The sequence below is a fragment of the Leifsonia virtsii genome (assembly GCF_030433675.1).
Classification (GTDB): Bacteria; Actinomycetota; Actinomycetes; order Actinomycetales; family Microbacteriaceae; genus Leifsonia; species Leifsonia virtsii.
Window position 1 is genome coordinate 31,306 of the sequence record NZ_JAROCB010000003.1, and the last position, 21,640, is coordinate 52,945.

The 21,640-nt window shown below is 63.8% G+C and carries 19 protein-coding genes; all 19 read right to left on the bottom strand.

Features of this window, described 5'->3' with window-relative positions; genetic code table 11:
- Positions 1-24: 24 nt before the first annotated feature.
- A complete protein-coding gene (locus P5G59_RS10940) occupies positions 25-2,253 on the bottom strand; it encodes a heavy metal translocating P-type ATPase (protein WP_175338915.1) in 2,229 nt (742 codons plus the stop codon).
- 83 nt (positions 2,254-2,336) lie between these two features.
- Positions 2,337-2,591 (bottom strand): YHS domain-containing protein, encoded by a 255-nt coding sequence (locus P5G59_RS10945; protein ID WP_115697589.1) that lies wholly within the window; start codon positions 2,589-2,591, stop codon positions 2,337-2,339.
- 39 nt (positions 2,592-2,630) lie between these two features.
- On the bottom strand, positions 2,631-4,943 hold the full coding sequence (locus tag P5G59_RS10950) for a heavy metal translocating P-type ATPase (RefSeq protein ID WP_175338914.1): 2,313 nt from the start codon (positions 4,941-4,943) through the stop codon (positions 2,631-2,633).
- 203 nt (positions 4,944-5,146) lie between these two features.
- The gene (locus P5G59_RS10955) at positions 5,147-5,356 is read right to left on the bottom strand and encodes a heavy-metal-associated domain-containing protein (protein WP_175338913.1); all 210 of its coding nucleotides are present in this window, start codon (positions 5,354-5,356) and stop codon (positions 5,147-5,149) included.
- Between the two features lie 133 nt (positions 5,357-5,489).
- Positions 5,490-7,004, bottom strand: coding sequence for a multicopper oxidase family protein (locus P5G59_RS10960; protein ID WP_249776840.1), 1,515 nt, complete (start codon positions 7,002-7,004; stop codon positions 5,490-5,492).
- 125 nt (positions 7,005-7,129) lie between these two features.
- On the bottom strand, positions 7,130-7,786 hold the full coding sequence (locus P5G59_RS10965; RefSeq protein WP_175338911.1) for a DUF305 domain-containing protein: 657 nt from the start codon (positions 7,784-7,786) through the stop codon (positions 7,130-7,132).
- A 74-nt stretch (positions 7,787-7,860) separates the two neighbouring features.
- On the bottom strand, positions 7,861-8,298 hold the full coding sequence (locus P5G59_RS10970; RefSeq protein WP_301218890.1) for a hypothetical protein: 438 nt from the start codon (positions 8,296-8,298) through the stop codon (positions 7,861-7,863).
- Between the two features lie 135 nt (positions 8,299-8,433).
- The gene (locus P5G59_RS10975; RefSeq protein WP_175338909.1) at positions 8,434-9,693 is read right to left on the bottom strand and encodes a coiled-coil domain-containing protein; all 1,260 of its coding nucleotides are present in this window, start codon (positions 9,691-9,693) and stop codon (positions 8,434-8,436) included.
- A gap of 738 nt (positions 9,694-10,431) precedes the next feature.
- The gene (locus P5G59_RS10980; RefSeq protein ID WP_175338908.1) at positions 10,432-10,836 is read right to left on the bottom strand and encodes a DUF3566 domain-containing protein; all 405 of its coding nucleotides are present in this window, start codon (positions 10,834-10,836) and stop codon (positions 10,432-10,434) included.
- A 35-nt stretch (positions 10,837-10,871) separates the two neighbouring features.
- Positions 10,872-11,615, bottom strand: a complete 744-nt coding sequence (locus P5G59_RS10985) for a cytochrome c biogenesis CcdA family protein (protein WP_115697598.1) — start codon at positions 11,613-11,615, stop codon at positions 10,872-10,874.
- Between the two features lie 46 nt (positions 11,616-11,661).
- On the bottom strand, positions 11,662-11,940 hold the full coding sequence (locus P5G59_RS10990) for a hypothetical protein (RefSeq protein ID WP_249776839.1): 279 nt from the start codon (positions 11,938-11,940) through the stop codon (positions 11,662-11,664).
- A gap of 45 nt (positions 11,941-11,985) precedes the next feature.
- Positions 11,986-12,984, bottom strand: coding sequence for a c-type cytochrome biogenesis protein CcsB (gene ccsB, locus P5G59_RS10995; RefSeq protein ID WP_301218894.1), 999 nt, complete (start codon positions 12,982-12,984; stop codon positions 11,986-11,988).
- Positions 12,981-14,669, bottom strand: coding sequence for a cytochrome c biogenesis protein ResB (gene resB / locus P5G59_RS11000; RefSeq protein ID WP_175338907.1), 1,689 nt, complete (start codon positions 14,667-14,669; stop codon positions 12,981-12,983). Before resB ends, ccsB begins: the two co-directional genes overlap by 4 nt.
- A complete protein-coding gene (gene lgt / locus P5G59_RS11005) occupies positions 14,662-15,630 on the bottom strand; it encodes a prolipoprotein diacylglyceryl transferase (protein ID WP_175338906.1) in 969 nt (322 codons plus the stop codon). Before lgt ends, resB begins: the two co-directional genes overlap by 8 nt.
- Before the next feature lie 53 nt (positions 15,631-15,683).
- On the bottom strand, positions 15,684-16,316 hold the full coding sequence (locus tag P5G59_RS11010; RefSeq protein WP_349627286.1) for a TlpA family protein disulfide reductase: 633 nt from the start codon (positions 16,314-16,316) through the stop codon (positions 15,684-15,686).
- Positions 16,309-17,553 (bottom strand): M23 family metallopeptidase, encoded by a 1,245-nt coding sequence (locus P5G59_RS11015; RefSeq protein WP_175338905.1) that lies wholly within the window; start codon positions 17,551-17,553, stop codon positions 16,309-16,311. Before P5G59_RS11015 ends, P5G59_RS11010 begins: the two co-directional genes overlap by 8 nt.
- A 68-nt stretch (positions 17,554-17,621) precedes the next feature.
- Complete coding sequence (locus P5G59_RS11020) at positions 17,622-18,434, bottom strand: F510_1955 family glycosylhydrolase (protein WP_175338904.1); 813 nt, start codon at positions 18,432-18,434, stop codon at positions 17,622-17,624.
- Between the two features lie 107 nt (positions 18,435-18,541).
- Positions 18,542-19,063, bottom strand: coding sequence for a M23 family metallopeptidase (locus P5G59_RS11025; RefSeq protein ID WP_301218898.1), 522 nt, complete (start codon positions 19,061-19,063; stop codon positions 18,542-18,544).
- 1,154 nt (positions 19,064-20,217) lie between these two features.
- Entirely contained in the window at positions 20,218-20,580 is a 363-nt protein-coding gene (locus P5G59_RS11030) for a hypothetical protein (RefSeq protein ID WP_175338902.1), read from the bottom strand.
- Between the last annotated feature and the right edge of the window lie 1,060 nt (positions 20,581-21,640).

Consider the following 21,640-nt stretch of genomic DNA (forward strand, 5'->3'; position numbering starts at 1 on the left):
CGTCTGTCTTTCTTCGGGTGCGTTTTACGACTGACGCGCCAGCTCTGGCTGAGCAGGTTGATCGGTTCGATCGGTTCGATCGAGCATGGCACGGGTGCTCACTTCTGGTCGCAAGTCCAGGCGACGCAACAGCTGCGCGTTCAGTGCGACGACGATCGTGGACAGCGACATCAAGATCGCACCGACCGACATCGGCAACACGAATCCTATGGGAGCCAGAACGCCCGCCGCGAGCGGGACCGAGATCAAGTTGTAGCCGGCCGCCCACCACAAGTTTTGCTTCATCTTCTGGTAACTGGCTCGGGACAGCTGGATGACCGAGAGCACCGAGCGGGGATCGTCGCTGGCGAGAATGACGCCGGCGGACGCGATCGCGACATCAGTGCCGGCGCCGATCGCGATCCCGACGTCGGCCTGGGCCAGCGCGGGCGCGTCGTTGACACCATCACCCACCATCGCCACCTTGCGTCCTTCGGCCTGGAGTTCTTTCACCTTGGCGGATTTGTCTTCCGGGCGCACACCAGCGAAGTAGCGGTCGATTCCGAGTTCGGTGGCAACGGATTTTGCGACAGCGTCAGCGTCGCCGGTGATCATGACGACGTGCACGTTCTGGGCGTGAAGCGCTTCGACGGCTTGCCTGGACTCTTCGCGCACTTCGTCGGCGAGTTTGAGCGCGCCGACGACCTGCCCGTCGACCAGTACGTGCAGGATGATCGCTCCCTCTTCGCGCCAGTCGTAGGCGACATCGAGTTCGTAGCCGTTCTCCTGCGCCAGAAGGCGCGGGCCGCCGACCTGGACTCGAGAACCGTCAACCGTTACAGCTACACCGATCGCCGGGGACGATTCGAATCCGGTGGCTCTCGGTACGGTGAGCTGCCGCTCCTTTGCCGCGTTCACGATCGCTCGGGCAAGTGGATGTTCGGAGTCGGTCTCTGCGGCGGCAGCCAGGGCGAGCACACGGTCCTCTCCGTGATCGTCGGTCGCTTCGATCGCGGACACGGTTGGTTCGCCCTTGGTGAGCGTTCCAGTCTTGTCGAACAGGACGGTGTTCACCGTCCGCATGCTCTCCAGCGCCAGCCGGTCCTTGATCAGCACGCCGCCACGAGCCGCTCTCTCGGTCGCGATCGACACGACGAGCGGGATCGCGAGGCCGAGTGCGTGCGGGCAGGCGATCACCAGAACGGTGATGGTGCGCACGACGGCGTCGTTTGGGAGTCCGATCAGGGTCCAGACGATCGCTGTGATGATGCCGGAGCCGAGAGCGAACCAGAAGAGCCATCCAGCAGCGGTGTCGGCAATCCGTTGGGCGCGGGAGGATGAGTTTTGCGCTTCAGTGACCAGGCGTTGAATGCCGGCCAGGGCGGTGTCATCGCCGACGGCGGTGATCTCTACCCGCAGGCCGGAGTCGGTGGCGACCGTCCCGGCGATGACGGTGTCACCTGTACCGCGTCGGACGGTGCGCGATTCACCGGTGATCATGGACTCGTCCATGCTCGCCGAACCGTCCACGATTTTTCCGTCGGCCGGGACGCGGCCGCCGGGTCGAACCACGACAACGTCCCCGACCTGCAACTCGGACGGTGGTACCGGTATGGTCTGGTCACCGTCGACCCGTTCGGCCTCGTCCGGTAGGAGCGCGGCCAGGGAGTCGAGCGCGGAGGTTGTTTGGGCGAGAGATCGCATTTCGATCCAGTGCCCGAGAAGCATGATCACGATCAGCAGGGCGAGTTCCCACCAAAAGTCGAGCTGGTGGTCGAGGATCCCGAGGCTCGCGCCCCACGATGCGAAGAACGCGACCGTGATGGCCAAAGCGATCAGCAGCATCATCCCGGGTTTCCGGGAACGAAGTTCAGCGACGGCACCGGTGAGGAATGGCCTCCCACCCCACACGTACATGACCGTGCCCAGGACCGGCGAGATCCAGCCGATCCATGCAGCGTCGGGGAGGTGGTAGCCGAGGATCATCGCGAACATTTGCGAGAAGACGACGACGGGCACGGCCACGACCAGCATGATCCAGAATAGGCGACGGAATTGCCCGACGTGGTCGCCGTGACCGGCGTGCCCAGTCATGTCGTGCCCACTATGCCCATCCATATCGTGACCGTCGTGGCCCGCCACGTCGTGGCCGGCGTGGGTGGACGTCTTCGGTTCTTCCGGTCGGGCCGTGTCGTGGTGGGCGTGCGCATCCGGACCGGTCTGCACGGTCTGGGTGGGGACGGAGTGGTTGTCCCGCCCGGCGTGATTGGTCATGGTTCCTACCCTGTAACGGTTGCAGGTTTCTGTCGAGATCAGCTCTGGCGTCGAGACGACGGCTAATGCCAGTCGCGGTTGCGTCAGGCGGTGGCGTAGCGGGCGGGGTCGGCGTCGAACTTGGGTCCGCATCCGGCGCAGCAGAGGTAGTAGCGGGTGCCCTCGTAGTCGCGGTAAAGGCCAGCCGCTTCTGCGTCTGCCTTGACGACCAGGCTGCCCTTCATGACCGGGCATTCTGCCAGGTCGGTGGCGGCCGGTCCGAGGAGGTTCCGGGTCCCGGTTGGCGCCCCGTGGTGGTGATCGGGTGCGCTGGGGGTGTGGTGGTGGTTGTCGGTCATGGCGGTTTCTTCCTTCGACGGTTGGGTTGGTGGGTGGGTTCAGGCTTTTTGAAGGGCCTGCTTGGCGGTCGCGCGCTGTACGAGCCGTTCTGTGTTGCGTGCGTTCGACTTGAACGAGCGGAGGCGGAGGCTGTTGCTTACGACGAAGACGCTGGAGAACGCCATCGCGGCGCCCGCGAGCATGGGATTCAGCAGGCCCAGAGCGGCCAACGGGATGGCTGCCACGTTGTAGGCGAACGCCCAGAAGAGGTTGACTTTGATTGTGCCGAGGGTGCGCCGGGAGAGACGGATTGCGTCTGCGGCGGAGCGGAGGTCGCCGCGCACCAGGGTGAGGTCCGCGGCTTCGATGGCGACGTCCGTGCCGGTACCCATCGCCAAGCCGAGATCGGCCTGGGCCAGGGCGGCGGCGTCGTTGACGCCGTCACCGACCATCGCAACGACTTTCCCTTCGGCCTGCAGCCGGGTCACGACAGCGACTTTCTCCCTGGGCAGTACCTCGGCGATGACCTGCTCGATCCCCACCTGTGCGGCAACCTGGTTGGCGGCAGTCTCGTTGTCGCCGGTGAGGAGTACGGGCGTTAGGCCCAGTCGTTTGAATTGTGTGATTGCCTCGGCGCTGGTGTTTTTGATCGCATCCGCTACGACGAGAACGCCACGCGCGGTTCCGTCCCAGGCGACGACGATCGCGGTTTGCCCTGCCTCTTCGGCAGCTTCCTTGGCAGTGACAAGCGTCGAATCGGCCGGAACCGACCATTCTGTCAGCAGCGAATCACGCCCGACCAATACGAGGTGACCGTTGACGACGCCCTGCACGCCCATTCCTTCAATGTTGGCGAACGATTCGACCGTGGGAAGGGATCCGACGCGTTGCGTGGCTCCCTTGGCGACGGCTTGCGCGATGGTGTGCTCAGAGGCGTCTTCGACGGCGCCTGCCAGTCTCAGTAGTTCGGCCTCCTCGACCCCTTCGGCCGTGTGAATGGCCAGGAGGGTCATCTTGCCGGTGGTGACCGTGCCCGTCTTGTCGAGCACGATCGTGTCCACCTTGCGGGTGGATTCGAGTACTTCCGGTCCCTTGATGAGGATGCCGAGCTGGGCGCCACGGCCGGTTCCGACCAGCAGCGCGGTCGGTGTGGCCAGCCCGAGCGCGCACGGGCAGGCGATGATCAAGACAGCGACAGCGGCGGTGAAGGCGGCTTCGACCGGGAATCCGCTTGCCAGCCAGACGACGAGTGTGGTGACGGCGATTGCGATCACGATGGGGACGAACACGCCGGAGATTTTGTCCGCCAGGCGCTGCACTTCGGCCTTGCCCGATTGTGCATCCTCGACGAGCTTCGCCATCTGTGCCAACTGGGTATCTGTTCCGACTCTCGTCGCGCGGACGACCAGCCGTCCGCCGGCGTTCACGGTTGCTCCCACCACGCTGTCGCCCACACCAACCTCGACTGGGACGGATTCGCCGGTCAGCATGGACGCGTCGACCGCGCTCGTGCCGTCCACGACGACACCGTCGGTGGCGATCTTCTCCCCTGGGCGCACCACGAACTCGTCCGCGACGGCGAGCTGATCGGTGGGGATGCGCGTCTCGATGCCGTTACGGAGCACGGCCACGTCCTTGGCGCCGAGCGCCAGAAGGGCGCGCAATGCTGCACCAGCCTGGCGCTTCGAACGTTTCTCGAAGTATCGGCCGGCTAGGACGAACATCGTCACTCCGGCAGCGACCTCGAGGTAGATGTTGCCGGCGCCGCTGTTGGGGGCGACCGAAAATTCAAAACCGTGGGTCATCCCTGGCATTCCGGCCGCGCCGAAGAACAAGGCATATAGAGACCAGAGCAGGGCAGCGGACGTGCCGACGGAGACAAGGGTGTCCATCGTCGCTGCTCCATGCCGGAGGTTGATGAACGCGGCCTTGTGGAACGGCCAACCGGCCCACACGATCACCGGGGCGGCGAGCGTCAGTGACAACCATTGCCAATAGGTGAACTGGAACGCTGGGACCATTGCCAGCGCGATCACCGGAACAGAAAGTGCGATGCTCCCGACCAGTCGCTGTCGCAGCGCAATGTGCTCCGCGTCGGGGGCGTCCTCGGGCGCTGCGCTTTGCGGAGCCACGACCGGAAGCGTGGCGCTATATCCTGCCTTCTCCACCTCGGCGATCAGCGTCTGCGGATCGAATTCGGCCGGGGCGCTCACCCGCGCCTTCTCGGTGGCGTAGTTCACCGTCGCGTTGATCCCGTCGAGCTTGTTCAGCTTCTTCTCGATGCGCATCGCGCACGATGCGCAGGTCATTCCCCCGATTTCGAGTTCGATGTTCGCGGCAGGAGGTGGTACGAGCGCTTCGTTTGTGGGCATGTGATCCTCCGGGATCGGGCAGCGCCAACAGGCGGTTGAACGGATTGGCGGTGCGAGGGGCCGGTGTAACTCACGGGCGACTGCTCAGCGTGAGTGGGTGAACATCCCACCGCGTCTGCCGGGAACATCAGCCGGACGAGGGTGAGGCCGGCGCCAAAGGGGCATCCAGCCCCACTCCACCCTGTTTGATGGGTGAGCTCAGCTCAGACACGAACGGCTGAGTAGCCCGCCTCCTTGACCGCGGCGAAGACTTGCGCGTCATCAAGGTCGGTCGCGCTGGTCAGAACCAGCTTGCCGGTTGTTGCGGACACGTCGATGTTTTCGATACCTGCGATCTGTTCCACTTCTTCGCGGACCGACATCTCACAGTGACCGCAGGTCATCCCGGTGACTTCATACTCAGTAGTCGACATTGTCATTCCTCCAGCAATACGGGCAAGGGGTATCCCTCCCTCAACAACATGATACCCCCGGCCCGTATTCCCGCCAAAGTGGGCATGCACCACGAAGGTGCCAAGCTGTTCGCGCGGACAGTCGACGCGGCTGCTATTTCTGGTAGGCGAGCACGGCCATCATGCCGGACTCGCCGTGGTAGATGTTGTGGCAGTGGCTTAGCCAGAGGCCGGGGTTATCGGCGTCGAAGTCGACACGAAGAGTCTTGCCCGGAAGTACGATCGAGGTGTCTTTGCGGGGACCGCGGCCGGGGTGTTGATACGTGTGCCCGTGCAGGTGCATCGGATGCCACATGGTGGTGTCGTTGACAAATTCCAGTTGCACCCGCTCCCCCTGGTGAACCGCGAGGGCATCTTGCAAGGGCCGGTCCGGATTGAACTGTCGGCCGTTGATTGCCCACTTGTACGAGTTCATGCTGCCGGACAGCTTCATTTGCACCGTGCGGTCGACGGCGCGTGGCCTCAGCTGCACCGCGTCGTCCGCGATCAGATCTTCGGCCACCCCCACCCGCGGCGAGTTCAGCTCGGGCAGCGTCTTCAGGGGCGCTGGCGCGGCCCCAGTGCCGGTGCGGAGGATGGCGTATGCGGCGGCGTCCTTGCCCTCGGCGGATGCAACGAGTGGGAAGACTCCGTCGCCGGCGGTGACGATGACGTCGTAGCGCTCCCCCATCCCGATTAGGACACTGTCGACCTCGCGATGCCGGACGGGGTACCCGTCGGTGTGGGTGATTGTCAGGGTGTGGCCGCTGATAGCGACCCGGAATGCAGTATCGGCGCCAGCGTTGATGAACCGGATCCGAATTTTCGATCCGGGTTTGCTTGTGAAGGTTTCCGGGTCAGCAGCGGGCCGGCCATTGATCAGATAGAGCGGGTAGTAGACGTCGCCGGTGTCGCCACCGAGCAATGCCGAGTTGGTGCCCATCAGCATGTTTCCCATCCTCATGAGCATTCCGTTCATCCCCATTGCCCCCATCCCTTTGGAGAGATCGTTCAAGACTTGGTCGGGTGTGCTGGTTACTCCATCGAGCCAGTCGTCGAGGATGACGATCCATTCTTGGTCGTAGCTCAGGGGTTCTCGCGGATCGTCGATGATCAGCGCTCCATAGAGGCCCCGGTCGATTTGCACGCCGACGTGCGGGTGGAACCAGTAGGTTCCCGGGTGCTCGGCAGTAAAGCTATAGCGGAAGGCGTCTCCGGCAGCGATCGGGTTCTGGGTCAGCGGAGGCACACCGTCCATGTCGTTGCGCAGAGCAACGCCATGCCAATGCACCGAGGTGGACGCAGGTAACCGGTTCGAGACGTTCGCCTGGATAGTGTCACCGGCACGAGCGCGGATGACGGGAGCCGGTGTTGACCCGAACGTCCACGTGTCAGCGATCCGACCCGCAAGATCGAGTTGGGATGGTTGGGCGTCCAATGCCACGGCAGTGACCCGCCCGGTGCGCTGGCGCGCCTTCTCCGCCGCTGCAATGGCTGCGGACGTCGGGGATATCAGAGCGGGTGTTGCCGGGGTGCACGCAGCAAGCGCGGCCAGGGTGGCGGCACCGATGCTCGCGCTGAGAAAGGTGCGTCGGGTGAATGGGCGTGGGTGTTGAGCAGAAAGCGGCATGGCAGACCTCATGGGGCAGAGCAGAGCAAAAGGAGAGGGGCCCGGTGAGGTGGCGCAGGGGGAATGCGGGTCCCACCCCACCGGGGTCAATGCAGGCGCGAGTCAAGGATCGCGTCCCGCGCACGCTAGCCGAGGGTCGTCAGCATGGCTTTCATATCGGCGATCTCCGCAGTTTGGGAGTTGACGATGTTGTCGGCGAGCTTCATGGCGGCACCGTCCTTGCCACCCGACTGTTCCTGCTTGGCCATGGTGATCGCACCTTCGTGGTGCTGGATCATTAGGGTGAGGAATTGCTTGTCGAACGCAGTCCCGGTTGCGGCCTTCAGGCTGTCCATGTTCTGCGCGGTCATCCCAGGCATCGAACCCATGCTGGAGGAATCGGTAGGCATCGGCGTGGACATGTCCATTCCGGACATGTCGTCGGGGGTCGGCGAGCTCGAGCTCATTCCGGGCATAGTGACCGGTTCACCCCACGACTTCAGCCAGGACTTCATCTGTTCGATCTCGGGCTGCTGGGCGGCTTTGATTTTCTCGGCCAGGTCCTTGACCTGTGTTGAGGCGGCACGGGATGGGGCGAGGTCGGCCATTTCGATGGCGCCTTGGTGGTGCACGATCATCATCTGCGCGAATGTGACGTCTTGCGCGTTGTGCGCCGCGGCGGGTGTCGAGGACATACCGGACATGCCGGACATGTCTCCCATGCCGGAACCGGTGCAGGCTGTGAGGAGGCCACCAGCGGCCAAGACCACGCCGGCAAGGGCGAGACGAGGTGCGATTTTCATCAGTACTCCAAAGGATTGGTTTGGGATTTCGAGGTTGTATCCGATGGGAGAAGCAGAGCTCTCCCCGGGAGCCTTTAAATCCGCAAAACCTGGAGAACCAGAGTGCGATCGCGGGCACGCACCGCGATCTCTTGTCGCCATTGCGCGATCAATCGAGGCGCGCCGAAGGAAAGTTTGTTCCCCAACGGGGAAGCGAGCAGGAAAAGCAGGGCGGCGCCGAGCAAGAACAGGCAGGCGTGCATGGTGTCGTGGCTCATCGGTGCGACTAGCGGGGGCGTGGAGGTGCGTGCCACGTCCGCCGCGACCGAGGGATGTTGGGTGGTGGGCCCAACCAGAGAAGAGGCCATGGTCGTTAGGTCGCTATGGGCGGAGTCCTCGGGGGATGTGGCCGTCATGGGCATGTCGATTCCCGTGTGCATGGCAGCGATTCCCGAGATGAGTGCGAGCACCATCAGTACCCGACCGGCGATCGTCGCCGCTCGGGTCGGGGGCCGTGCGCTGTCCCTGTCCATCTCCTCAAGAATACCCACCAGTGGTATCGCAGGGAAACCGGTGCGGGGCATTCTCAGCTCCGTACTTCAGACCCGGTCTCTGCGGCACTGCTGGTGCTCTGCCCGGCTTCGTCTACGGTGCGGCGAGAGGGCTGGTTACATTGGGTCGTTGATGTGAAGATGGTTGCAGGTGTCGTAGAAGTCTTGAAAGTTGCGCAGGGCGGGTTCGTTTCCCGCCTTCGCTCGACAGTTGTTTTGGCCAAGGCCCGAACCGTACGGCATCCTCGGGTCGAGTATGCGGATCAACGCCAGGGAGTTGCCGTCTGCGCCGGTCGCCTGGCTGCCGCCGAGGCTATAGAAGTCCACCGCGTGGCCACCACCTCCGGCATAGTGCTGCGAGTAAATCCCAGCACCTTCGATCTGGCCGGTACAGCGCCGGTTGATGTCGCTGACGCCGACGCTTGCGAAGGTGTGCAAGGCGATCACGATGACCTGCAGGACTTGGGTGTCGATCCCGCAGTTCGGGACCGAGCGGCCCTCCGCGATCCATCGGATCTCCATGATGTGGTCGGGGGAAGAGCCGGAAAGTTGGCCAGCCGCGACGTACCCCATGAGCTCTTGGGCGAGGGCGCGGGCGTCGGAGGACACCGGGGCGCTGGATCCGGCAGCGCGAGCGGCGGCCGCGGCGGCCGCTTCGGCTGCCGCTCGTGCCGCAACGCCGGCCTGATACTGCTGTTCCGTCGTAGCGGTGGCGCTGGTCAGCGACGCAAGTTGGGCCTGCAGCTCGTTCTCGTGGGCGGTTTGTGCAGCAAGCGACGCAATCATGTCCTTCTGTGCCTGGACCGCTTTGGTCAACGCGGTCTTCGCGGTAGCGGCAAGTGTGGCGAGAGCGTCCTTCGCGGCAACGGCCTGATCGCTGGCGGCCTTTGCGTTGTTGCTGTCCTGCGCTGCCTGCGAGTACAGCCGGTTGATGGTCGATGTCAGCTTGCCCAGACTACTCAGGCGATAGAGCAGGCCCGCTCGGTCTGAGGACTTGCTGATCAGTAGCGTGCCGGTGAGATTGGGACCGCCTGTGCGGGCGAGCTTCGCCATGACTGTCGCCGCCTGCTGGTGGGAGGTTTCGGACTTGATCTTCAGCTGGGCGGCTGCGGCTGTGAGCGTATCCGCTTTGTTTTGGCCCGCTGTGAGTGCGAGCTGGGCTGCTTCGTTTTCTTTTTCGCGGGCAACGGCGGCGTCCTCGGCCGCTTTGACTTGCGTCTTGAGATTCGAAATCAGCGCGGTGATCGCATTGACTTGGCGCTGTTTTGCTGCCTCGTTTGAACGTGCGGCTTGAACGTCACCCCACGATGGATAAGTATCGGCCATCGCTTTGGGGGCGGTGATGCCGCCCGAGGCGGTGATGAGGACTGCGATCATCAGGCCAGCCCAAAGTCTCCACGAGCCCATGCCGCGCGGGGGAGTTGAGGCGTGACGTCGTAGCATTCAGGGTCCGAATCGTATGTGCGAAGCCGTAGCCTTCGGAAAGAGATGGGTCGTTGGCTTCCCGACGCTAACCTGTGACCGCTTCTCCCTCCCCCGCAACACGCCGTCAGCGAATTCGAGGAGGGTTCGACGCGCGATCTTCTCATTCGCAGGAGTTTGCGACGCCCCGCCGATACTGCCTGCGGGTGAACGGAGCGTAGATTCATCGTGGCGCGTTGGAGTGGTCTCGAACGACCGGGAGATCCCTGCCCCGTCGGCGCGGTTTGCTGTCGACACCATGAATATTGCCCCCGGGCGGCGCGATGACGGTCCTCTGAGGGGCCCTGCCCGGAAAAATGGTTGATTTGCTGCCAGCTCAATCACCACACCACCACCACGGGGTCGAGTTGGCCCGTGATGGCACCTGACCATCGACACGACATATCGTCGTTCTGCGGTGTCCGTGGAAGCGCACTGTCTCGTCACATTCTCATTGAAAACATAGAGAGGAAGAGGGCGAGCGCGCCAACGGCGACAAGGACTACGGCACCGAGGATAAGGAGGCGATGTTTACGGGCCTTCGCCGGGAGCACGGGTTCAGGCGCAGCTCGGGTTTCCCACCAGGGCCGCTCATTCTGATTGTCTGGCACTTTTCTCCTTCCTGCCGAGCTGTGTAGCGGCGCCGCTGGGGCGTCAGTCTTGTCTGAATCCGATGAAGAGTCCGCCGGTGGCTTTGGAACTGAGGTTGTAAAGCAGTGCGATAAGCATCCCGCCCACCATGGTGGCGAGCGCACCGACGAGTCCTACCGCGACCGATCCGACGAGCACGGTTCCGAGGTTGATTACTTTGGCAACGCTTGAGGCGGAGGATGCCGTGGTTTCACCCGCCGGGCCGGAGAGGAGGGAATCGATCTGTTGGAACGCGCCGATTTGATTAAGGATCGTCCAGAGGAGGGCGCTGGCCAGTATGGTGACTGCGGCCATGATCAGGCCGACTAGGAGGGACACCTTCGCCATCGACCACACACCCGTGTAGACAAGGTGAAGTCGGGCGTCGTTGTGTTCTGCGCTTTCGCCGATGTTGTGTTGTCTGTTCATAGGAACTCCTTCGGGGCGTTTGTCGGGCGGGTTGGTCAAATCGGGAGTGTGACCCCGCCGATGAGGGCTTGGAGGCTGTAGATCCACGCGGTCCAGACTCCGGTGACCATGAGGACGCCGATCACGATCAGGACGGTGCCGCCGGCGATGTTGATGGCTCGGATGTGTCGACGGAGGAAGCTGATGGCGCCGGTCGCCCAACCGATTCCGAGGGCGAGGAGGACAAAGGGAATGCCGAGGCCGATTGAGTAGAAGCCGGTCAGGATGGCGCCGCGCGCGGCGGATTGACTGGACAGGCTGAGCGAGAGGACGGCGGCAAGGGTGGGTCCCATGCAGGGTGTCCAGCCGAGCCCGAAGACGATTCCGAGCAGGGGTGCGCCGATGATGCCGGTCGAGGGACGGATGGGCAATTTCAGGGTGCGTTGGAAGAACGAGAAGGTGCCGATAAAGGCCAGGCCCATCACGATCACTAGAAGGCCGAGCAGACGGGTGATGAGGTCTTGCCAGCGCACCAGCCAGGACCCGAAGGCGCCGAACAGGGCACCGTAGGCGATGAACACGATGGCAAAGCCGAGGACGAAAAGCGCGACTCCGGTGGCGGTTCGACGTCGGCTGACGCGCCCCGTGGACCCGGTGACTCCTCCGACATAGGCCAGATACCCGGGCACCAACGGGAGCACGCATGGGGAGGCGAACGAAACCAGCCCGGCGAAGATCGCGATCGGGATGGCCAGTAGCAGTCCGCCGTTGGCGATGATGGAGGCGAATTGTGCGCCCACTAGGTCACCGCCGATCGGCGCCAATTGGGGTGCGGGAGGAGTCTGATCATTTCTGGCCAGCAGTGATGGCACCGGCGAGAATGAGGGCTGCGGCCATCGGGTATCCGGCGGCAAGGTCGACCCAGCCGGGGGGCTGTGCGCCAAAGACGCCGAGATGGGCGAGCCAATGTTGCAGGCCAACCAGGAATCCGATCAGCATGATCAGTTGGCCGACGCGCAGGAACCGGCGTTTGCGTAGGTAGCGGGCACGCAATTGCTCCGGGGTTGGTTTGGCTTCCTCGTGAGTGGAACGTCGCCGAGGAGATTCTGCGTTCTTGCGAGCCATGGTTGCCTTCCTGCTGCTGTTTGTGGTTGATGGGGGTGGTTGGTTTCAGAGGCCGCTGTAGGAGTGCAGGCCTTTGAAGAAGACATTGACGATGCCGAAGTTGAACATGACCGCGGAGAAGCCGATAATCGCCAGCCAGGCCGAGCGGGATCCGCGCCAGCCGCGGGTGGCGCGAGCGTGGATGTAGCCGGCGTAAAGGACCCAGATGATGAAGGTCCACACTTCCTTGGTGTCCCACCCCCAGTAGCGCCCCCAGGCCTTTTCTGCCCAGATCGCACCGGCCATCAGCGTGAAGGTCCAGAGGATGAAACCGACGATGTTGATCCGGTACGCCAGGTTCTCCAGGGTGCCGGAGCTGGGAAGGGTTGCCAGAAACCGAAGCGGGGCTGGTCGGCCGTCGGCGATCTGAGTCTCTCTGCGTGTCTGCAGGAGTTGTACGGCGGAAAGCGCGAAGCCGATCGCGAAGAAGCCGGTAGCGATGATCGCGACCATCACGTGAATGACGAGCCAGTATGACTGCAACGCAGGCGGTAACGGTGCGACCTCGACGTAGTAGCGCATGCTAGAGATCCCCAGGAGGATCAGCACAAGCCCGGTGACGAAGGAGCCGAGGAATCTTAGGTCGTACCTGAGCGTGATGACGAGGAAGACGCCGACGATGAGCAGGGTGCCGGTCATCGAGAATTCATACATATTTGCCCACGGCACACGTCCGGCGGCGATGCCGCGGAAAATGTCGGCGCCGAGTTGGACGATGAAGGCGAGGACGGTGAGTGAGTAGCCGGTGCGTAAGCTCGCCGACCCCAACCTCGAGGAGTCGGCCCGGTCCACGGATCCGCGGATGAGGGTTGTCGTTCGTGCCGGACCGGGCGTGTTGCTGGCCGCCGCTTCTTGCGCGCGCCGAGCGACGGCGCTAGGGACGGCGGCGGTCGCGTGAGCGCTGCGCCGGGCGAGGTCCAGCGCGAAAGCAATGAACGCTGCCGCGTAGAGGACCATCGAGCAGATAAGCAAGATGACGGAGATCTGTGACAAAGAGTCGGTCACGGTGTTCCCTTCAGGTCGGTGTTTCGTTGTGAGTCCTGATCGGCTGCACTTGTGCTACGCAGGGCTGCTTGGTGGGCAGACGCCAAGTCGGCCACCGCGTCCTGTAGTTGAGGGTCGTCGCCTCGAGCGAGTCCGGCGTACTCGATGCGGACGGGTTTGGCTTCGTCGACAATCGCTTTCACCCACAGGCGTCGGCGTGGCACGAACAGGGAGGTGAGAAGGCCGCCGAGCGCGGCGATGGCGAAGAACAGCACCCACCCCTGGGCCGGGTCGTGATGGATTTCAAAGGACGCGAACCGGGACACGCGCTCCAGCGTGATCGAGCCGAGACCGTCGGGAAGTTGCTGCGTCTGACCGAGTTTGAGCTCAATTGACCGGACCCCGGTCGTGCCGCCGGTGAGTTGGGTGAGCTTCGTGGTGTCAAGTGCGTACACGGACTTAGGTGCCCCGGTGTTGATGCCGAGGTCGCCGGAGTAGGCGTTCAACGTCAGAACGGGGTTGGTGAGGTCGGGGTACGCGGAATAGAACGCGCCGGTGCTTGCGGTGGACTTCGTGGGGTAGAAGAACCCGATCAAACCGACTTGTTTGGCAAGTCCGTCGGGGACTTTCACGACGCCGAGGGAGGTGAGGTTCGCGTCTTGTGGGAGGAAGGGGATGTCGTCGCTGAACACGGCGCGGCCTTGCGGGTCGCGGACCGTGATCCGGGGGGCATACCCATTTCCCAGCAGATAGACGTCGGTGCCGCCGATCGACAGGGGTTCGTTGACTTTGATTGTCCGGCTCGTCTTGTCTGGCGAGCCTTGGGTTTGGGCGGTGACGGTCGCGGTGTAGTCGGTCGGGAGTCCGCGTGCCCGCTTGTTCTGGGTTTCGTAGGTGACCGCGAGGTTGTTCAGGGTGAGCGAATAGGGTGCCAGCTCTGTGGGGCTGAAGAAGCGGCCGGGGTTGAACGAGTCGTAGGCGGCGAGGGTGTTGATCATGCTTTGCCCCTCGACAACCACCCGGTTGCCGTCGAACCCGAACCCGCCGCCGATTCCCACCGTGATCAGGATCCCTACCAAGGCGATGTGGAAGGTCAGGTTGCCCGCTTCGCGCAGATAGCCCCGTTCGGCGCTGACCGACAGCTCCCGCCGACCAGCGGCCTGCGTGCCGGGGAAGGCGGCAATCCGGTAGCCGCGTTTGCGGAGAATTGTTGCCGCCGTGCTGATTGCCGTGGCGGCCGTTGCCGCCGAGGCGGCTCCCCGACCAGCTGACAACTCGATGGAGGTGTAGCCGCTCATCCGTGATAGTCGGGCGGGCGTTTTTGGTGGTGTCGCGCGCAGGGAGCGCAAGTGGTGGACAGTGCGCGGCACGACACAGCCGATCAGGGAGATGAACAGCAGCAGATAGATGCTGGAGAACCAGAACGAGGTGTAGGCATCGAAGGCTTGGAGTTTGTCCAGCACTGGGGCGAGGCCCGGGTTGTCTTTGAAGTATTGAACGACACCGTTGGGGTCGGAGCTGCGTTGCGGGACCAGGGATCCGGGGACGGCGGCAAGAGCGAGCAGCAGCAGCAGGAACAGGGCGACGCGCATGCTGGTCAGCTGTCGCCACATCCAGCGCATCCATCCGGTGAACCCGAGCGCCGGTTCGGTGATTCTGCTCGCACCGGGTGGTCTGACGTCGATGTGGTCCAGGGGCCTAGACATCGGACGGCTTTCGCATCGAGTTCGACCGGGGTTCGTCTTCGGGGGCTCCTGCAGCATCGTCGACGGCTGGGGCGGTGGTGACGGCGGGATTCGGGTCGTCGAGAGGTGCGGGATGGTGCCCGTCACGGTACGGCGAGTACTCGGGTTCGGGGTGACGTTTAGTTTGCACGATGAACAGCGCCGCCCCGAGCGCGACCAGGACGAAGGAGGCCCACACGTTGGCGGGGATACCGAGGAACGTGTTACTGGTGGGATCGATCCGGATTGCTTCCAGCCAGCTCCGGCCCAGGCCGTACCAGATCAGGTACACGGCGAAGGCTCGCCCCCATCGCAAGTTGAGGCGGCGTTCCAACACCAGGATCATGCCGACCCCGATCAGGTTCCAGATGATCTCGTAGAGGAACAACGGGTGGAAGAGCGTTCCAGCAGGCAGGCCGGCAGGGAATTTGGGATTGCTCGCTTCGATCTGCAGGCCCCACGGCAACGTGGTGGGCAGGCCGAAGAGTTCGTGGTTGAAGTAGTTGCCGAACCGTCCAAGCGATTGCGCGACGAGCAGGGCCGGTGCCAGCGCGTCTGCGAAGGACCAGAACCGGATCTTGGTTTGCCGGCACCCGATGTAGGCGCCGACGGCTCCGCCGATGAGGGATCCATAGAGGGCGTTCCCGCCGTCCCAGATGGCGAACACGTTCCACAGGTTCGCGCCGGGGTAGAAGTAGTCGCCGGTGTGGGTGAAGACGTGGTAGAACCGAGCGCCGACGATGCCTAACGGCACCGCCCAGAGAATGATGTCGAGAACGACGGGGCCGCGGGCGCCGCGCTGGGCGAGTCGTTTGGAGGTGATCAACGTGGCTGCGACGATTCCGGCGAGAATGCACAGCGCATAGGTGTGGATGGTAAGCGGACCCACCGTGAACTGCGCGAAGACGGGGTCGGGGCTGGGAATGCTGAGGTGGCGGTTCATGAAAGGGCTTTCGGTGAGGGGTGTGCGGGGGGCTCCTAACGCGCGGAAGGGTGTTACGGTCCCTGTTCTGTCAGAACGGTGCTGATTAGTGCGCTGAGCACGGACGCGTCCGGCAGTTGGCCCAGGATGCGAGCGGCGACGCGCCCGTCCTTGTCCACGACGAGTGTGGTGGGGACCGCGTTGGGGGCAACAATCCCGCTGAACGCCAGTTGCATGGCACCGTCGGAGGCGTCGAGCACGCTGGGGTAGGTCACTCCATAGGTGCGGGCGAACGCGCGGGCGGTGTCGGCTTGGTCCCTGACGTTGACGCCGAGGAATGCGACCCCTTGTCCGGCGAATTTTGTGTATGTCTTTTCGAGTGCGGGTGCCTCCGCCCGGCAGGGGGCGCATCCGGCGTACCAAAAATTGAGGACCAGAACTTTCCCGGCGTACATCGCTGAAGTGGTCGATTTGCCGTCTTCGAGCTTTCCCGCGAATGCGACGGGTGCCGCACGATTCTGGGGTTTGATTTCGGTGATGGTGCCGTCGCCGGCGACGTAGTTCTTCCCGGATCCGTCTTTGTACTGCTGAGCGAGGGCATCATTGTTGCTGCTGCACCCCGCCAGCGTGACGACGAGCATGACAGCTGCGGCCACCGAGGTGAGGGCGGTCCGCAGCCTGATGGTTCGCATGATGCGGTTAGCCAAGGGTGATTCCTCTCGCGCTCATGAATGGTTGCGGGTCGATCCGGTTACCGTTGACGCGGACTTCGAAGTGCAGGTGGCAGCCGGAGGAGCCGCCCGTCGTACCGACCTGGGCGATGTTCTGGCCGGCTTGAACGGTTTGGCCCACGTTGACCAGGACTCCGCCCTCGCGGATGTGCGCGTACCCGGTCATCACCCCGGTGCCGTGGTCAAGGAGCACCCAGTTGCCGTAGGTTCCAAGCCAGCCTGCGTATACGACGCGTCCGGGGGCGGCAGCGAATATCGCGGTGCCGCACCCGGCGGCAAGATCTGTGCCGTAGTGGAATGCGCCCGAACTGGCTACCGGTTTGTCCGGGCGGGGCCCGAACCGGTCGCTGATCCATCCGGACACCGGCTTCGCCCAACCCTGTCCACCGAGTTGCCCGCCGTCCCCCGACGGCACCGGTGCACCATCTGCCGCAGCCGCGGCAGCAGCGGCAGCGGCGGCAGCAGCGGCGGCTGCGGCGGCTGCGGCGGCCGCTTCTTGCTGACGTCGGGCCTCTTCCCCTTTGCGGTAGTCGGCTTCGGTCGCTTTGCGATTCTCGACCAGCACTGCCAGTTGGGCTTGCAGGGTTCCCTGTGTCTGTTGCTGTTCAGCCAGCTGGTTCGCTGCAGTGCGGCTGGCAGCGACCGCGTCCTGCAGCGCCTTTTCGGCTGCGCGGCTAAGGTTCGCCAGAGCGGCTTGGGCGGCATCGGCCTGGCGGGTAAGTGATCGGACGGTGTTTGCGCTGGTGGTGGCGGCGGCGAAGGCCCGATTGGAGCGTTGCGTGAGTTGGCTCATGGTGCCGAGTCGGAACAGCAGCGTCTCTGCTCGTTGCCCGTTCAGCAGGAGCAGCGTGGTCGGGTCGCCGTTGCCGAAGCGTGCAAGTTGGGCGACAAGTTGGCCGGCGCGTGCTTGGGATGCGTTCGCGAGCGCCTGCGCCGCATCGGCCGAAGTACGCAGCGTTTGTGCGCGGTAACTTGCTAAATCGAGTCGTGCTTGCGCCTTCTCGTAGTCGCTGCCACGGTCGGCTGCTGCCGCCTGGGCGGTGCGGACGTTGTCTTCCAGTGTGCGCAGAAGATTGGTGATCCGATTGATTTCGCTTGCTTTCGCACTCTCGCTTGAGCGTGCGGCTTCAACCTCCGACCAGGACGGATAGTCGGCGCCTCGTGCCGGGCCTGCTGCCACTAGCTGGCTGAGTAGAACGGTCAGGATCAGCACAGCCGCTGGCCACCGCACTCGAATTGGTCGGACTCGACGGGTGCTCTTCGTCGAGCCCGGTGTGGCGCTCATGGGGTGCCCTCGATCAAGGTGACCCAGCTGGCGCCGTGATCGGCGGTCGCGACGATTCCGTTGGCATGGGCACCGAGGATCCAGAGTCTTGACGCGCCCTGCACTGTTGCCAGCGACTCGGGCAGAGTGTCGAACGTTCCCTTCCGCGCCCAGGTGGAACCGTCGTCTGTGGTTGCCCAGATCTTCTTGCTGACGTCGACGCCGACGAATTGTCCCGGTGCGGCATCCACCGGGGCGAGCAAATACAGCATCGGTCCGCCGGGCAGGGCGGAGAAGGTCATGCCAGCATCCCGGCTGATCTGCACACCGGCCTGGGTTGTGGCAAGGAGCGTATCCGGCCCGTTTGGGTTGACCGCGAGCTTCCGCAACGACAGTGTCCCGCCATCGTGCCAGGTGTGACCGCCATCATCGCTGATCCGGACGCGCTGTTGGGCCGCGTCGAAGCCGTAGATCCGCACGCGGGCGTCGCTTGTCGGGGCGGTAACAAGGTCGTGGAAGTCGGTGTGACCGGCAAGCGAAACAGGCTTCCAGGATTGTGCGGCATCGAGGCTTTGGATCAGACCGAGGTTCGCGGGTAGCTGCTGCGGGTTGTTGCCGGGGTCGGGGTGCCCGGATGCGAACATGACGCCGGAACGGGCGACGGTAAACCCCATTGTGTCCTGGCTACTAATGCCGACCCGGGCGGTGGTTTCGGTGGCGAAACCATCTCCTAGTTTCGCCGCGTCGATCGCCCACACCCCCTGGTGGGTCGCGGCAAAGATGCGGCCGTGCGTGGCATCCAGGCCGTGCACGTGTCCGAGCTCGTTCATCGTCGGAGCCGCCGGTGTTGCGGCGCTGCAACCGCTGAGCAGGAGAGTGACCGCGAGGGTGCTGACAATGAGGGCTGAGGTGTGCCGACGGATGCGAAATGGCATGGTTATTTCACTTTCTGCGTAAGCCACGCATAGGGGTCGACCGGGGTTCCGTTGACGGAAATGCCGAGGTGCAGGTGGGCGCCGGTGCTGGCCCCGGTGCTGCCGACCAGGCCGACCAGTTGTCGGACCTTGACGGTTTGTCCCACACTGAGCGCGAGCGAACCGTAGGCCATGTGGGCGTAGAGGCTGCTGACGGTTTGTCCGTCGATTTGGTGGTCGATGATGGCGTACACGCCCAGGCTTCCGGACGGATTGCCCACCTCGCGGACGACGCCGTCCGCTATCGCCTGGATCGGGGTTCCGACGCCCGGATTCATATCGATGCCCTCGTGATAGGAGGAACAACCAGAGCAGGGCGCGACTCGGTAGCCGAATCCGTCGCTGATGGGTACGCCAACATCGAATGGCCACTGGATCGGGGAGGCGGGGTCGTTTGTGAACGTGTTCGCTGTCCGCAGGAAGGTGTTCGGGGTAGTGACTGTGGCTTTTGGTTTCTGTTTCGGCGGCGGCGGCGGCGCGGTCACAGCGACTTCTTCGCGTGTAACGGGTGCCGGGTCGGTAGCGGCGACTGTTACCGTTTGCAGCTCTCCCGGCCGTGCCGTTGCGATCTGTTGCCGTTCGCCGGGCACGATCGCATAGGCCGGGAGGGCGTAGGTTCCGAACAAGGTTCCGGCCAGCGCCAGCGCAGCAATCGGCGCCCATCGTTTGCGGGTACGTCGTTGCCGAGTGTTTGCCGCGGGACGGGTGACCGGTCGACGCCGCCCGGCGGCGCGGCGGGCTCGGCGTGATTCGTGCTGGTAGGCGGTCGAGGGAAGCGCGTTCGCGCTTCGGCGGTGGCGAGAGTGTGCGGGCATCGTGGCGAAAGGCTCCGACGTTTGGCGTGAGAAGACCCGTAGGTCGGCTCGGAAGGGTAACGACGAGAAATGCCGACCGGAGGCCACATTCGTCGCCGAATAACTGGGGAGGGTGTGTGACGGAGACCATCCGAAGGGAAGCGTCGATCACGTCACAACAGTGGAGCGCAAAAGCCCAGGCCAGCCAACCGCTAGTGCTTTGCTAGTCAGGTCGGCGTTGCGCCGTGGGGTCCAGAGGTGCCGGTCTAGGTGCGGCTTATGGAGAGCGCGACTAGCGACGGTCCATGCGCTCGAACAGACGTAATTGACGGTATGGCGACAGGCGCGATTCGCTGCACAAGGTCAACAAGCGCGAGCGCTCTACTTACCGCGAAGAGCGAGACGGCGACGGCGATTGCGACCAGAACGCACGCGGCGCCTGCGATCGCACAACTGAGCTCGCAGACTGTGTCGCACTGCGGTCCCGGGGAGCTCTGAAGGCTTCCGGGTGCGCTTGCGGCTGGCGAAACCGGAACGATGGGCGGATCAATGTGTGGTTGGGTCGCGACAGAGTGGGCGTTAGGTTGGCTGCCAACCGCAGTTGCGACGGACTCATGCGGGTGTGCCGAGTTCATGGATGTCATCACAAACATCCCGACCACCAACGCCATCAGGGACACAATTGCGAGCAGGATCCGATGCCGGCGCATAGCAACGACCCGGTTCGGGTCGAGTCGCGTGAGCGTCATGTTTCAGTCCTGGGTTGATGGTTTGGGGCACCCGCATCTTAGCGAGGGGTGGTGGGCGGGAGCAGCAGACCGGATGATGTGTCTGCCTTTTACAGGTTAGGTGGAGAGCTTGAGGGCGGTTCCTTGCGCTTGCCGAAAGTCAATGTGGAGGTGATCGCACGTGTCGTCGAACGGCAGAAAGTTGGTGACGGCCACGCTCCCCCGGCAGCCCACCTGGCCCAGATCTGTATTCGGGGGCATCACCGGGTCAAGCGCGCGAATCAGGTTCAGCGACTCCGGATCTCCGCCCGTGAGCGGGCGACCATTTAGCAAGTAAAAGTCCACGGCATGACCTCCGCCGTTGGCGTAATGCGAGGACGCACTACCGGCACCTTCGATCTGGCCGGTGCACCGTCGGTTGATGTCACTGACGCCGACGGTGTTGAAGTTCGCTAATGCGACTTCGATGGTCTGCAGCACCCGATAGTCCACACCACATCCAGGAACGGCGCGGCCCTCCGCCAGGTTCCTGATCTCCGGGATGTGGTCGGGGGTGTACCCCGTCAACCGTCCTTGCCCAACAGCGACCATAAGAGTCTGCGCCAACCGCTGTACCGTCGGCGATACGGTCGACTCCACCGTGGAGTCCAGTTTCGCGCTGTTCTCAGTGATCGAAAAGGCTTCTCGCGCCGCCGCTGGAACGGCAGCTCCGCCACTCAGCAACGTCTGTACCGCTACGCCCGCTCGAGACGTAGTAGCGGCGCCATCGATGGAAGTCGCATATGCGGGCAACGCCGCTGTGCCGACGAGTCCACTCGCCGCTGCAACCACAACAACCTTCGCCCAGATCGAGCGCAGTCGCCGGTTTTGTGAACGGTCTTCACTTGAGGGCCGATACGCAAATGGGGCACGAGCAGGCCGCGCGTTGCTGATTCGGCGCGAAGTGGGCGCCGCTGGGCTGTTGCCTACGCCGCGAAATGAGTCCTCTCGAACCCCGTGGGATGCCGCGACCCGACGTTTGGCCCGCCGGACCGATGCGGATACCGGGCTTGATGCTCGTCGATCCAGCGTCTGGGGAGGAGTCAACTCGATTTCGCGGCGCTCGAACGCGTGTCTTTCGCGTCGAGACGAGAAAGCGTCCACTGCAGCCGCATAGTTCGAGCGCCTTTCCGTCGGCTCGGATCGCGGCAGGCCGCGAGGCTCGACGACGTCCTGTGACAGGGAGAAGTCCCCAGCAGACGTGCTCGAGCGTGCCACACAATGCCTTTCGCCGGGGGGACGCGAACGGACCAGGTGATGCTGAGTTCGCAATGGGAATACCCGGTAATGGTATGCGCTCGTTACCAACTTGTCACATTCTGCGCCTGAGCCAGCGCTCATGCGGTCCAGGCCGGAACGGCCGACGGTGTCGTCGCACCGTTCACGGTCGTCGCCCTAGCGGATACAGCCGCAGCCGGAGCGTTGCCATCGTCGTCGCACTCGTCGCCCGGACGGGCAGTAAAGAGATCGGCATCTTCGTGCCGCCGACCTCTAACGGTTG